Here is a 13,306-nt window from a genome sequence, read left to right on the forward strand (position 1 = left end):
TTACCGCGCGCAGAGCGCCGCCGCGTCCCAGGTGTGGTCGACGTGGCCGTGGGTGGCGACGACGGCGCGCGGGACCAGGCCGCGCTCCCCGACCAGCCGCTCGACGGCGGGGGCGACGCCGGCGCCCGCGTCCACGACCACGCAGTCCGCGTCCCGCCCCGTCGGCCCGGCCACCACGACACAGCAGTTGGTGGCGAACACGGGGGCGACGACGAGAAGGATCTGCACGGCGCCACGCTAGCGGCCCGCCCGGCGGGTCCGTCGGCGCGGAACGCCCTGCGGGTGTGACCTGCGTCCCGGCCTCTAGACTGTCCTCCGCGCGCGGGAGTTCCCGCGCGGTGACCGGGACGAGGCGAGGAGGTCCCCCACGGTGGCGGCCACCAAGCGCGAGCGGGATTACGCCCGCAAGCGGCAGGAGAAATGGGAGCAGCGGCGGGTGCAGGCGCGCGCCCGGCGGCAGCGGACGTTCGCGATCGTGGCGATCGTCGCGGTCCTGGCACTGGTCGGCGGCGGTCTCGTCGTCGCGAACCTCGGCACGGCGGGGAACCCGGCGGACACCCCGGCCGCGCTGGCCGCCGGCGACTGCCCCGCGGCCGAGACCGGCGCCCGCTCGGGCGGCGAGCGGCCTGACCCGTCGGCTGCCGAGGACCGCACGTGGACCGCGTCTCTCGACCTGTGCACCGGGGCCGGCGACTCGCAGGTCGTCGTGGAGCTGGACGGCGCCGCCGCCCCGCAGGCCGTCGCGAGCTTCGTGTCCCTCGCGAAGCAGGGGTACTTCGAGGGCACGTCCTGCCACCGCCTCACCACCTCGGGCATCTACGTGCTGCAGTGCGGCGACCCCACGGGGACCGGGACCGGTGACCCCGGCTACTCGTACGGCCCGATCGAGAACGCCCCGAAGGACGACGTGTACCCCGCCGGGACCATCGCGATGGCCCGCCGAGGGGACGACGGCGAGTCGATGGGCTCGCAGTTCTTCATCGTGTACCAGGATTCGACCATCCCGTCCGACAACGCGGGCGGGTACACGGTGCTCGGCACCGTCACGTCCGGCCTGGACGCCGTCCAGGCAGTCGCTGACGCGGGCGTCGAGGGAGGGGCCGGCGACGGCTCCCCCACGAGCCCCGTCATCATCGAAGGAGTGGAGACCCAGTGAGCGAGAGCACCCCCGGCTCGACCGGCCCCGAGGAGACCCCGGCCGGCACCGAGGAGACGGCCGAGACTCCATCGCAGACGACACCGGACGAGGCGGCACAGCCGACCCCGGACGCCGACGCTCCGGCAGACGAGGCACCGGCAGACGAGGCAGCACCGACCGTCACGTCGGAGGCGCCTGTGGAGACCGTCCCCGCGGCGGACGATGCGGCGCCCGACCCCGCACCTGCTCCGGACCAGGTTGCCCCGGACGAGGCGAAGCCCGCGGCGCCGAAGCCGTCGGCCGTGCCGAAGCCGTCGCGGCTCGCGGGGGCCCCCAAGCCGTCCGCGCTGCGCCGCCCCGCCGCCCCGACCCCGGCGGACGTCCCGCCCGCCGAGCCCTCCACGACCCCCGCCGCTCCGGTGGTGCCGCCGGCCCTCGACGCCGCGGCGGCTGCCGCGGCCGAGGCGTTCGGGCGCGTGGACGACGACGGCACGGTCTACGTGCGCGAGTCGACCGGGGAGCGGCAGGTCGGGCAGTTTCCCGGGGTCTCCGCATCGGAGGCGATGAGCCTGTACGTGCGGCGCTACCTCGACCTCGACGCCAAGGTCGCGCTCTTCGAGACCCGTCTCGACAGCGCCGACCTGTCGGTGCGCGAGATCGACCAGACCCTCACGAAGCTCGCGGAGGAGACCGGCGAGCCGGCCGCGGTCGGCGACCTGGACGCCCTGCGAGCCCGCGTCGACGGGCTGCGGTCGCACGCGGCGGAGCGTCGTGCGGCGCTCGAGCAGGAGCGCTCCGCCGCCAAGGCGGAGGCCGTCGCCGGTCGCACCTCGATCGTCGAGGCAGCCGAGAAGATCGCCGCCACCGACCCGGCGAAGATGCAGTGGCGCCCGGCCGGCGAGGAGCTTCGTGCACTCCTGGACCGCTGGAAGGAGGCGCAGCGCAGCGGGCCGCGCATCGACCGGCCCACCGAGGAGGCGCTCTGGAAGCGGTTCAGCCACGCCCGCACCGCGTTCGACCGCGAGCGTCGGCACTTCTTCGCCGACCTCGAGCAGCGCAACTCCTCCGCGAAGGCGGAGAAGGAGAAGCTGGTCGTGGACGCGGAGGCCCTGCAGACGAGCACCGACTGGGGCGCGACCGCCGCCGCGTACCGCGACCTCATGACGCGCTGGAAGGCCGCCGGACGGGCCAGCCGCAAGGACGACGACGCGCTGTGGGCCCGGTTCCGGGCGGCGCAGGACGCGTTCTTCGGTGCCCGCGACGCCGAGAACGCGGCGATCGACGAGGAGTACGCGCAGAACCTCGAGGTCAAGGAGGCGCTGCTCGTCGAGGCGGAGGCCCTGCTGCCCGTCTCGGACCTCGCCGCCGCGAAGGCGAAGCTGCGCGACCTCCAGGACCGCTGGGAAGAGGCCGGCAAGGTGCCGCGCGCGGACGTGCAGCGCGTCGAGGGCCGCATGCGCGCCGTCGAGACGGCGGTCCGGGGCGCCGAGCAGGCCCGCTGGGACCGCACCAACCCCGAGACCCGCGCGCGGGCCGAGGGTGCGGCGGCCCAGCTGGAGGCGGCGATCGAGGGGCTCGAGCGTGACCTCGCCGAGGCTCGCGAGTCGGGCGACGCACGCCGCGTCGAGGAGGCCGAGACGGCGCTCGCCGCACGGCGCACCTGGCTGGAGCAGGTCGTCCGTGCCGCGGAGGAGACCCGCGGCTGACCCGCGCCGGACGTCGCGCACGCGCGGCGATCCACAGGCACGAGCCGGAGGGGCTCACGAGCGGATAGGTTCCGCGTCGTGAGCCCCTTCGCCGTCCTCGCCACCGTGCCCGCCCCTCTGCCAGCCCTGCGCCGCACGGCGCGCGACCTCGCCCCGGCGCGAGCGCGCCGGCTCGGCGACCTGCTCGCCCCGGCCGCCCGGACCACAGGTCCCCTGGTGCACCCCGACGACGTCGGCGGCCGCGCCGCGTGGGACGTCCTGGTGGCCGACGGCGCCCTCGAGGTCGTCCGCGGCGACACCGCGGTCGTCGCGGGAACCGCCGTGCCCCCGGCGCTGCGGGCCACGCTCCTGGCCGGCGCGCTGCCCACGGGGGCCGTGATCGCCGGGCGCACCGCGGCATGGGTGCACGCCGGTCGCGCGGCGTGCGCCCGGCCCACCGACGGCCTCGACCTCACGTACCCGGCGGGCGGGCACCGGCCCGAGGTCTGGGGCGCCGGGCTCGTGTGGCAGGCACCGCTGCTGCGCGACGACACCGTGACCCTGGGCGGGGCGCGCGTCACCGCCCCGCTGCGGACGGTCGTGGACGTGGCGGTGCACGTCCCCGGTGACGACGACGCGGCCCTGCTCGCCCGCGTCGTCGCGGACGCCTGCGGTGTCCGTCTCCCCGACGCGGCCGCGCTGCTGGAGCGCCGGGCGCGGGTCGTCGGCCGGCCACGGGCGCGCCGGGTGCTGGCCCGGGCCGCCCAGCTCCCCCAGCCGGGGGCGGCCCACGACCGCGCGACGGCGCCCGTCCTCCGTGCGCCGCCCGCCCCGCTGCCCTAGGTTGAGCCGCATGGCCTCCGCCGCACCCGCCGTCGAGCTCGACGCCGCTGGCCGCCCCGTGCGGGTCTCCAGCCCCGACCGCGTCGTCTTCCCCGAACAGCCCGGCCGGCCGGGCATCACCAAGCGCGAGCTCGTGGAGTACTTCCTGAGCGTCGGAGACGGGATCCTCGGGGCGCTCCTGCACCGCCCCACGACGCTCGAGCGGTGGCCCAAGGGCTGGTGGCCCGAGGCCGTGATGGCCACGCGCGCCGACAACCGCGGCGACGCCTTCTACCAGAAGCGCCTGCCCAAGGGTGCGCCGGACTGGGTCGAGACGGCGACCATCGCCTTCCCCAGCGGACGCACCGCCGACGAGGTGGCGCCCACCGAGCTCGCCGTCGTCGCGTGGGCCGCGAACCTCGGCACGATCACCTTCCACCCGTGGCCGGTGCGCCGCGACGACGTCGAGGCGGTGGACCAGCTGCGCATCGACCTCGACCCCCAGCCCGGCACCAGCTTCGACGACGCCGCGGCCGTGGCGCCCCATCTGCGCGACCTGCTCGCCGAGCTGGACCTCACCGGCTACCCGAAGACGTCGGGCGGGCGCGGCCTGCACGTCTTCGTGCCGCTCGCGCCGCGCTGGTCGTTCCAGCAGGCGCGGCGGGCCACGATCGCGATCGGGCGCGAGCTGGAGCGCCGCCTCTCCGACCAGGTCACGACGAAGTGGTGGAAGGAGGAGCGGGGCGAGAAGATCTTCGTCGACTACAACCAGATGGCGCGCGACCGCACCATCGCGTCCGCCTACTCCGTGCGAGCCAACAAGCGCGCCACCGTCTCCACCCCGCTGGAGTGGGACGAGGTGGGCGAGGCACACCCGGACGACTTCGACGTCACGACCGTTCCCGCGCGGTTCGCCGAGCGCGGCGACCTCTTCGCCGCCCTGCGCGCGGACCGCGACCCGGCCCTGGACTGCTCGCTCGACGCCGCGCTCGCGCTCGCCCGGCGCGACGAGGAGGAGCACGGCCTGGGCGACCTGCCCTACCCGCCGGAGTACCCCAAGATGCCGGGCGAGCCCAAGCGCGTGCAGCCCAGCCGGGACACCGACCGCAAACGCTCCTGAGGCACCCGCCTACGATCCTCACGGAAGGGTGTAGCGCAGGAAGACCGACCCGTCGTCGAGCGGGACGCACTCGGCCCGGGTGAGGTCGGCCTGCATCCCGTCGGGCAGCAGCCGGAGCCCGCCGCCGGCGACGTGCGGCACCACGCGGACCGTCATCTCGTCGACGAGCCCGGCCCGCAGCGCCCCGGCGGCAGTCGTCGGCCCGGAGACCTCCACGACGCCGTCGGTCGCCGCCGCGATCTCGGCGAGGCGGTCCGGCGTGAGCCGCGGCTCGAACGTGGTGCGGGGCGCATCGACGGCGCCGAGGCTGTCTGAGCAGACGATCTTGTCGATCCCGCGCCAGATCTCGGCGAACTCGTCCGCGGCGTCGCTCTGTCCCGGCGCCCACGTGTCCCACACACGCATGGTGTCGAACATGTGCCGCCCGACGACGAAGGTCCGCACGTCCCGGACCCGGTCGTTGATGAACGCGTGGACGGCGTCGTCCGGGGCGCCCCAGTCGAAGTCGCCCGTCGCGTCGGCCACGTAGCCGTCGAGCGAACAGCTCATCAGTCCGTACCTCAGTGTGCCCATGCTCCCCAGACCTCCCTCGCGACCTCGACTCATCGGCCGGCGACCCGCCGCCCCGGGTCAGGCCGTCCCCGGCGCCCCCGGCAGAAGGCCCGCCAGGTCGTAGCCGACCGGCTCCTCGAGCTGGGCGTACGTGCACGACGACGGCTCGCGGTCGGGCCGCCAGCGCTTGAACTGCGCCGTGTGCCGGAACCGGGTGCCCTCCATGTGGTCGTACCCGACCTCCAGCACCCGTTCCGCCCGCAGGGGCGTGAACGACAGGTCCTTCCCGGCGCTCCACCGCGACTGCGCGCCCGGGCGCCGCTCCCCCGCGCCGCCGTCGGCGGCCGCCGGGTCCTGCCAGTCGGCCCACGGGTGCGCGGCGGCGGCGTCGGTGCCGGGCTCGACGACGAGCGGGGCGAGCTCGGCGTGCAGCGCCGCCCGCCGGGCCGCCGGGAACGACGCGGAGACCCCGACGAACTGGAGACGGCCGGGGTCGCGACCGGAGGGCCCGTCGCCGTCGTACAGCCCGAGCAGCAGCGAGCCGATCAGCGGTTGCTCGGGCGTCGAGGTCTTGTGCAGGCGGAAGCCGGCGAGGACGACGTCGGCCGTCCGGGCGTGCTTGATCTTCAGCAGGGCGCGCTTGTTCGGCTGGTACGGGTCGTCGAGCCGCTTGGCCACCACACCGTCGAGACCAGCCCCTTCGAAGGTCCGGAACCAGCCGCGCGCGACCGCGGCGTCCTGGGTACGGGGCGTGGCGTGCACCTGCGGCCCGTCGAGGCCGAGCCCGTCGAGCGCGGCGAGGCGGTCGCGCAGCGGCCGACCGGACAGGTCGTCGTCGCCGAGGGCGAGGACGTCGAAGACGACGAGGCTGGCCGGCGTCTCCGACGCGAGCAGGCGCACCCGTGACTCGGCGGGGTGGATCCGCTGCCCCAGCGCGTCGAAGTCCAGGTGCGCCGCCGCTCCGTCCGCGCCGTCCCCGGGCCGCGCCACGACGATCTCGCCGTCGACCACGCAGCGCTCCGGCAGCGCCGCGCGCACCGCGTCGACCACGTCCGGGAAGTAGCGCTGCATGGGCCGGGCGTTGCGGGAGTCGATCCGCACCTCGTCGCCGTCGCGGAACACGAGCGCCCGGAAGCCGTCCCACTTCGGCTCGTACACCCAGGTGGCACCGTCGTCGGGCTGGTCGGGCACGTCCGGCACCGACTTGGCGAGCATGGGCAGCACCGGCGGCGAGAGCGGCAGCGTCATGCTGGCGAACCTACTCCGGGAGGGGGTCGAGCACCTCCGCGCGACGGGCACGGTCGGCCTCGAGCTGCACCCGGACGGTCACCTTCCCGGCCTCGTCCCGGTGCGCGACACCGTGTCCCTGGCGCTCGTCGCCGTCGAGCTCGACCGTCAGCGGCGCGCCCTCGCCCAGGAAGTTGCGCCACCAGCTCTTGGCGTCGGGCATACCCACCCCGATGACGACCTCGTCGCCCCGGCGGCGGAACCCGACGGGGATCGCGAAGGCGCGGCCCGACCGTCGCCCGGTGTACCGGACGATCGTGAGCGTACGACGAAGCGGGCCGCCCCAGCGGGGCGAGCGGCGCCAGGCGAGCACCCCCCTGTTGAACCTGGTGACGAAGCGGCGGGCGCGGGGCGAGGCCAGGCTCGGCATGCGATTTTCTCCCTGAGGTGCGGCGTGGACGCCGGACTGCGGCGCGTCACGCTCACGCCGGTTCCCCGCGGGTTGGTAGCGGCGCTCAGGCGCCCGCCGACTCCTGGTGCACGTCGGCGGCCTTCGTCCCCGTGATGCGGTAGACGTCGAAGACGCCGTCCACCTTGCGCACCGCCGTGAGCACCTGCTGCAGGTGCCCGGGCTCCGCCATCTCGAAGACGAACTTCGACAGGGCGATCCGGTCGGACGACGTCGAGACGGACGCCGACAGGATGTTGACGTGGTAATCCGACAGCACCTTCGTGACGTCGGAGAGCAGGCGCGAGCGGTCGAGCGCCTCGACCTGGATCTGCACCAGGAACATCGTGTTGGCGCCGGTCGTCCAGCCGACGTCCACCATGCGCTCGGGCTGGGCCTTGCTCAGCTGCTCGGCGTTCGCGCAGTCGGCGCGGTGCACGCTCACTCCCGCCCCACGGGTGACGAACCCGACGATGGAGTCGCCGGGCACCGGGGTACAGCACTTGGCGAGCTTGACCCAGATGTCCTCGACGCCCTTGACCACGACGCCCGGGTCGCCCGTGCGGGTGCGGCGTGAGGGCCGGCCGGGGCTGGCGACCTCAGCGGCGTCCTCCTCGGTACCTTCCTCCCCGCCCAGGGACTTGACCAGCATGTCGACGACGTGCGGCGCAGACACGTGGCCCTCACCCACCGCGGCGTACAGCGCCGAGACGTCGGCGTAGCGCATGTCGTTCGCCAGGCCGACCAGCGCCTCGTGGCTGAGCAGGCGCTGGATCGGCAGGTTCTGCTTGCGCATCGCCTTGGTGATGGCGTCCTTGCCCTGCTCGATCGCCTCCTCGCGGCGCTCCTTGGTGAACCACTGGCGGATCTTGTTCCGGGCGCGCGGCGACTTCACGAACGCGAGCCAGTCGCGCGACGGGCCCGCCGACTCCGCCTTCGACGTGAGGATGTCGACCGTGTCGCCGTTCTGCAGCGTCGAGTCCAGCGGCACGAGCCGCCCGTTGACGCGTGCGCCCATCGTGCGGTGCCCGACCTCGGTGTGCACGGAGTACGCGAAGTCGACCGGCGTCGCGTCGGCGGGCAGCGCCATCACCTCGCCCTTCGGGGTGAAGACGTAGACCTCCGCGCCGCCGATCTCGTAGCGCAGCGAGTCGAGGAACTCGCTCGGGTCGGCGGTCTCGCGCTGCCAGTCCACGAGCTGACGCAGCCACGCCATGTCGTTGGCCCGCGGGTCGTCCGTCGTGGTCTTCCCGGCGGGCGCCATCTGCTTGTACTTCCAGTGCGCGGCGACGCCGTACTCGGCGCGGCGGTGCATGTCGTGGGTGCGGATCTGGATCTCGACGGGCTTGCCGCCCGGACCCACGACCGTCGTGTGCAGCGACTGGTACATGTTGAACTTCGGCATCGCGATGTAGTCCTTGAACCGGCCCGGGACCGGGTTCCAGCGCGCGTGGAGCGCGCCGAGCACCGCGTAGCAGTCCCGCACCGTGTCCACGAGGACGCGCGTGCCGACGAGGTCGTAGATCTCCGCGAAGTCGTGGCCGCGCACGATCATCTTCTGGTAGATCGAGTAGTAGTGCTTGGGGCGGCCCGTGACCGTCGCCTTGATCTTGGCGCTGCGCAGGTCGGCGGAGATCTGCTCGCGCACCACCGACAGGTACTCCTCGCGGGCCGGGGCGCGCTCGGCCACGAGGTGCACGATCTCGTCGTACACCTTCGGGTACAGGGTCTGGAAGGACAGGTCCTCCAGCTCCCACTTGATCGTGTTCATGCCCAGCCGGTGCGCCAGCGGGGCGTAGATCTCCAGCGTCTCGCGCGCCTTGCGCTGCGCCGAGTTCCCCGACACGTACTTCCAGGTGCGGGCGTTGTGCAGCCGGTCCGCGAGCTTGATGACGAGCACCCGGATGTCCTTGGCCATCGCGACGACCATCTTGCGCACGGTCTCGGCCTGGGCGGCGTCGCCGTACGTCACCTTGTCCAGCTTGGTGACGCCGTCGACGAGCATGGCGATCTCCTCGCCGTACTCGCGGGTCAGCTCGTCGAGCCCGTAGTCGGTGTCCTCGACGGTGTCGTGCAGCAGCGCCGCCGCCAGCGTCGCGCCGTCGAAGCCCAGCTCCGCGAGGATGGTCGCCACGGCGACCGGGTGCGTGATGTACGGGTCGCCGGACTTGCGCTCCTGGCCCCGGTGACACCGCTCCGCGGTCGCGTACGCGCGCTCGAGCACGGACAGGTCGGACTTCGGGTGGTTGGTGCGGACGGCCTGCAGCACCGGCTCCAGGGCGGGCGTCGTGGGCGGGGCGCCCCGCACCCCCAGCCGGACCAGCCGGTTGCGCACGCGGAGGCCGGAGCCGCCGCCCCGTCCCGACGCCGCGGGCCCCGGTGTCGCGTCGGCGCGCGCGACCTTGGTCTCGTCGCTCATCTGCGCCTCCTTCCGCATCCACCGCGGGGTCGCCGTCGGCCGGGACGGCAAGTCTACGACTCCACGCGGAGCAGAGCCTCGACCGCCCGGCCGGTCAGCCTGTCGCGTCCGCCCAGGCCGGCGAGCTCGAGCAGGAACGCCAGGGCGACCACCTGGCCGCCCGACCGCTCCACCAGCTCGGCCGCCGCCCGCGCCGTGCCGCCGGTCGCGAGCACGTCGTCGACCAGAAGAACACGCGCGCCCGCCTCGAGTGTTCCCGTGCGCAGCTCGATCGCAGCGGAGCCGTACTCGAGGTCGTAGGACACCCGCTCCACCGGGGGCGGCAGCTTGCCCGCCTTGCGCAGCGGCAGGAAGCCGACGCCGAGGCGGGTCGCCAGCGGCGCGCCCAGCAGGAAGCCGCGCGCCTCCATGCCCGCGACGACGTCCACGCCGCCGTCCGCGTCCACCAGCCCGGCGAACGCCTCTACGACGTCCCCCAGGGCCGGCCCGTCCGCCAGCAGCGGGGTGATGTCGCGGAAGACGACGGGCGGGTGCGGGTAGTCCGGCACGTCCCGGATCAGCGCGCGGATCTCCGCCGCGCGCTCGGCGCCGAGCCCCCGCAGCCCGTCGACGACGATGTCGTCCGCCGGCTCCAGGCCGGTCCTCTCGTCCATCGTGACCACCCCCGGCTCAGCCGCGCTTGCGGCGCGGCTGGGCACGGTTGCCCTGGTGCTGGCCCGGGATCAGCTGGGCGGAGCCCGTCGTGTACGCGGCGACCTCGGCCTCGTGTCCGCCCTCGGCGACCAGGCCCGCCCGCTCCTCGAGGACCGCCTTCGTGTGCGCGCCGATCCGCGGCTCCCGCTCGCGCAGGGAGACGTCGAGCGGCGTCGCCAGGAAGAGCGACGAGGCCGCCCCGACGGCGATACCGACGAACAGCGACAGCGACAGGTCCCGCAGCGTGCCCGCGCCCAGCAGGAACGCACCCACGAAGAGGATGCTCGCCACGGGGAGCAGCGCCACGACCGAGGTGTTGATCGACCGCACCAGGGTCTGGTTCACCGCGAGGTTGGCGCGCTCGGCGTAGGTGCTGCGCGTCTGCGTGAGCACGTCCGCCGTGTTCTCGCGCACCTTGTCGAACACGACCATCTTGTCGTACAGCGAGAAGCCGAGGATGGTCAGGAAGCCGATGATCGTGGAGGGCGTGACCTCCCAGCCGATCGCCGCGTACACGCCGGCCGAGATCAGCAGGTCGGCGAGCATCGCGACGATCGCCGCGACGGACATCCGCCAGGCACGGAAGTACACGGCCATGAACAGCGCAGCGGCCACGATGAACACTACGGTGCCCCACAGTGCCCGCATCGAGACGCCGGCACCCCACGTCGGTCCGACGAACGACGTCGTCACCGCGGACTCGTCCACGTCGTACGCACCGGCAAGACCGGTGACGATCTCGGCCTCCTGCGCCTCGGACACCTCCTCGGTCTGCACGCGCACCGACGAGCCGCCCACGATCGCCACGCGGGGCTCCTCGTCCGGGAGCACCTCGTGCACGACGTCGATGGCCACCTGCTGCTCGGTCGAGGTCACGTTGTTGACCGTGAACTCCGTGCCGCCACGGAAGTCGATGCCGAGGGTGAGTCCCTTGATCAGGATCACGGCGATCGAGGCGATCGCGAGGATGCCCACGACCGTGAACCAGCGCCGACGGCGCTGCACGATCGGGTACGACCGGCGGCCCGTGTACAGGTCGTTGCCCCACTGGGCGAAATGCATGCCGGCCATCAGCGGCTCTCCTCGTTCTCACCGGTCGCCGAGGGCGACGTCCCGTCGTCCGGCCCCACGTCGGGTCCTGTGTCCGGCTGCTCGGTGGCCGCTGCCCGGCGCTCGGCCGCGCGACGCTCGGCGATTGTGAGCCGGCGCCCGGAGGCGTCGGTCACGGGGGCTGCGGGCGCCGACCGCGCACCGCTGTGCACCGGCTCCGCGGCCTCGCGGCCGCTCGGGGCATCCGCCTCGACCGGCGCTGGGGCCTGCTCGGCGACGCCGCCCCCGCTCGCGGAGCCGGCCAGGGCGGGCTCCGGCGTCCGCACCCGCCCGGCGCCCACGTACCGCGGTCCGGAGCCCGCGCGCAGCCGCTCGGGCGACAGGCCCGACCAGAGGTGGCCGTCGCGGAAGAACGGGATCTTGGTGATGACCTCCATCATCGGGTGCGTGAACCAGAACACGACCGCAACGTCGATGATCGTCGTCAGGCCCAGCGTGAACGCGAAGCCCTGCACGCCGCCGACGGCGAGGAAGTACAGGATGACGGCGGAGATCAGGTTGACGGCCTTGGCCGCCAGCACGGTGCGCCGCGCGCGGGCCCAGCCACGCTCGACGGCGTAGGCCAGAGTTCTCCCGTCGCGCAGCTCGTCACGGATGCGTTCGAAGTACACGATGAACGAGTCCGCGGTGAAGCCGATCGCGACGATCAGGCCGGCGACGCCCGCGAGCGAGAGCCGGTAGCCCATCCCCCAGGAGAGCAGGGCGATCGACACGTAGGTGATCACCCCGGCGACCACGAGCGACGCGACGGTCAGCAGGCCCAGCGTGCGGTACTGCATGAGGGAGTACACGACGACCAGTGCCAGGCCGATGAGGCCGGCGATCATGCCGTTGCGCAGCTGCTCGGAGCCGAGGGTCGCGGAGATGACCTCCTGGCTCTCCACCGTGTACTGCACCGGCAGCGCGCCGAAGCTCAGCTGGTTGGCCAGCGTGGCCGCGGTGTCGCGGGTGAACGAGCCGGAGATCGTCGCCTGCCCGTTGGAGATGATGACGCCCGGGTCCAGGGACGGCGCCGAGACGACCAGGCCGTCGAGGACGATGGCGAACTGGTTGCGCGGGGGCTCGAGACCCTGCAGACGGGTCGTGGTCTCGCGGAACTCCTTCGTACCCACGGCGTCGAAGTTGAGGAAGACGCCCCAGTCGTTGGTGGTGGTGCCGTTCGCCCCCGGGACGAGGCCGGAGCTGGCCGAGGAGATGTGGACCCCGTCCACCTCCATCGGGCCGAGGATGTACTTCATCCCGTCGCCCTCGCCGCAGGTGACCAGCGGCTTGTCCGGGTCGTCCCCGCCGCCGCCCTTGAGGTTGGCGGGGTCGGTGCAGTCGAGCTGCTCGAACTGCTGCTGGATCTCCGGCGTGATCTGCGCCAGGTCGCTCGGGTCCGAGGCCGCGGCGGCGTCGTCTTCCGGCGTCGCCGACGGGGACGGGGCGGCGCCGTCGCCGGACGTCGCCGTCGCGGTCGGCGTCGCCGACGGGTCGGTGTCCGTGTCGACGGACAGCGGAGCACCGGCGCTCTTGCCGCTCGGGCTGGTGTCGGCCTCGTCGGCCTTCTCGCCGTCGCCCGCGGCGTCGTCGGCAGGTGCGTCGTCGGCCGCGTCACCGGCGTCGGTGCTCGGCGAGGCGGACGGCTCGGGCGTCGGCGTCCCGGCGGCGTACGTCAGCACCGGGCGGAAGCGCATCTGGGCGGGCTGCGAGATGAGGTCGATGGTCTCCTGCGACACCTCACCGGGGATCCCGACGACGATGTTCTGGGAGCCCTGGGCGGTGATCTCCGCCTCGGAGACGCCCGAGGAGTCGATGCGCTGCCGGATGACGTTGATCGACTCGTCGATCGTCTCCGACGTGACCTGGGACCCGTCGGTGGTGTCCGCCTTCAGGATCAGCTGCGTGCCGCCCTGCAGGTCGAGCGCCAGGCCCGGTGCCCAGCTCGCGCCGTCCGGGTTGGTCTCCGACTTGGCGTCGGTGAAGACGCCGATGCCGAGGGCGAGGAACGGCAGGACGATCGTCAGGATCGTGAAGACCACGAGGGTGCGTACCGGACGCGACCGCTTCGTGCGTGAGTTCGCCAACTTCTGTCTCTTCCCGTCTGCGCGTC

The 13,306-nt window shown here is 73.6% G+C and carries 12 protein-coding genes; 4 read left to right on the forward strand and 8 right to left on the reverse strand.

Annotation, left to right across the window (positions count from 1 at the left end):
* Positions 1-228, reverse strand: a complete 228-nt coding sequence (locus B5Y66_RS23015; RefSeq protein WP_245807138.1) for an MBL fold metallo-hydrolase — start codon at positions 226-228, stop codon at positions 1-3.
* Positions 229-370: 142 nt separating this feature from the next.
* Here B5Y66_RS23015 and B5Y66_RS14850 point away from each other — a divergent pair, with 142 nt between their 5' ends.
* From B5Y66_RS14850 to B5Y66_RS14865, 4 genes are all read left to right on the forward strand, one after another.
* On the forward strand, positions 371-1,156 hold the full coding sequence (locus B5Y66_RS14850) for a peptidylprolyl isomerase (protein ID WP_079575268.1): 786 nt from the start codon (positions 371-373) through the stop codon (positions 1,154-1,156).
* Positions 1,153-2,844, forward strand: coding sequence for a DUF349 domain-containing protein (locus B5Y66_RS14855; protein ID WP_079575269.1), 1,692 nt, complete (start codon positions 1,153-1,155; stop codon positions 2,842-2,844). Before B5Y66_RS14850 ends, B5Y66_RS14855 begins: the two co-directional genes overlap by 4 nt.
* A gap of 78 nt (positions 2,845-2,922) precedes the next feature.
* The gene (locus tag B5Y66_RS14860) at positions 2,923-3,666 is read left to right on the forward strand and encodes a hypothetical protein (protein ID WP_079575270.1); all 744 of its coding nucleotides are present in this window, start codon (positions 2,923-2,925) and stop codon (positions 3,664-3,666) included.
* 10 nt (positions 3,667-3,676) lie between these two features.
* Positions 3,677-4,765, forward strand: a complete 1,089-nt coding sequence (locus tag B5Y66_RS14865) for a DNA polymerase domain-containing protein (protein WP_079575271.1) — start codon at positions 3,677-3,679, stop codon at positions 4,763-4,765.
* An 18-nt stretch (positions 4,766-4,783) separates the two neighbouring features.
* Here the strand turns inward: B5Y66_RS14865 and B5Y66_RS14870 are convergent, their stop codons facing one another.
* From B5Y66_RS14870 to secD, 7 genes are all read right to left on the reverse strand, one after another.
* Complete coding sequence (locus B5Y66_RS14870; RefSeq protein ID WP_139820902.1) at positions 4,784-5,338, reverse strand: dihydrofolate reductase family protein; 555 nt, start codon at positions 5,336-5,338, stop codon at positions 4,784-4,786.
* 57 nt (positions 5,339-5,395) lie between these two features.
* Positions 5,396-6,565 (reverse strand): ATP-dependent DNA ligase, encoded by a 1,170-nt coding sequence (locus B5Y66_RS14875; RefSeq protein ID WP_079575273.1) that lies wholly within the window; start codon positions 6,563-6,565, stop codon positions 5,396-5,398.
* Between the two features lie 10 nt (positions 6,566-6,575).
* On the reverse strand, positions 6,576-6,974 hold the full coding sequence (locus tag B5Y66_RS14880) for a hypothetical protein (RefSeq protein WP_079575274.1): 399 nt from the start codon (positions 6,972-6,974) through the stop codon (positions 6,576-6,578).
* An 85-nt stretch (positions 6,975-7,059) separates the two neighbouring features.
* The gene (locus B5Y66_RS14885) at positions 7,060-9,411 is read right to left on the reverse strand and encodes a RelA/SpoT family protein (RefSeq protein WP_079575275.1); all 2,352 of its coding nucleotides are present in this window, start codon (positions 9,409-9,411) and stop codon (positions 7,060-7,062) included.
* A 53-nt stretch (positions 9,412-9,464) separates the two neighbouring features.
* Positions 9,465-10,064, reverse strand: a complete 600-nt coding sequence (locus B5Y66_RS14890) for an adenine phosphoribosyltransferase (RefSeq protein WP_079575514.1) — start codon at positions 10,062-10,064, stop codon at positions 9,465-9,467.
* A gap of 16 nt (positions 10,065-10,080) precedes the next feature.
* Positions 10,081-11,175 (reverse strand): protein translocase subunit SecF, encoded by a 1,095-nt coding sequence (gene secF / locus B5Y66_RS14895; protein WP_079575276.1) that lies wholly within the window; start codon positions 11,173-11,175, stop codon positions 10,081-10,083.
* Complete coding sequence (gene secD, locus B5Y66_RS14900) at positions 11,175-13,280, reverse strand: protein translocase subunit SecD (RefSeq protein WP_245807139.1); 2,106 nt, start codon at positions 13,278-13,280, stop codon at positions 11,175-11,177. The genes secF and secD overlap by 1 nt, the downstream gene beginning before the upstream one ends.
* Positions 13,281-13,306: the final 26 nt, after the last annotated feature.

This window comes from Krasilnikoviella flava (assembly GCF_900167525.1).
Classification (GTDB): Bacteria; Actinomycetota; Actinomycetes; order Actinomycetales; family Cellulomonadaceae; genus Isoptericola; species Isoptericola flavus.

Bases quoted from the DNA above. Each gene is read 5' to 3' on its own strand.
- B5Y66_RS14865 (WP_079575271.1), top strand. From the start codon at position 3,677: ATGGCCTCCGCCGCACCCGCCGTCGAGCTCGACGCCGCTGGCCGCCCC.
- B5Y66_RS14870 (WP_139820902.1), bottom strand. From the start codon at position 5,338: ATGGGCACACTGAGGTACGGACTGATGAGCTGTTCGCTCGACGGCTAC.
- B5Y66_RS14875 (WP_079575273.1), bottom strand. From the start codon at position 6,565: ATGACGCTGCCGCTCTCGCCGCCGGTGCTGCCCATGCTCGCCAAGTCG.
- B5Y66_RS14880 (WP_079575274.1), bottom strand. From the start codon at position 6,974: ATGCCGAGCCTGGCCTCGCCCCGCGCCCGCCGCTTCGTCACCAGGTTC.
- B5Y66_RS14885 (WP_079575275.1), bottom strand. From the start codon at position 9,411: ATGAGCGACGAGACCAAGGTCGCGCGCGCCGACGCGACACCGGGGCCC.
- B5Y66_RS14890 (WP_079575514.1), bottom strand. From the start codon at position 10,064: ATGGACGAGAGGACCGGCCTGGAGCCGGCGGACGACATCGTCGTCGAC.
- secF (WP_079575276.1), bottom strand. From the start codon at position 11,175: ATGGCCGGCATGCATTTCGCCCAGTGGGGCAACGACCTGTACACGGGC.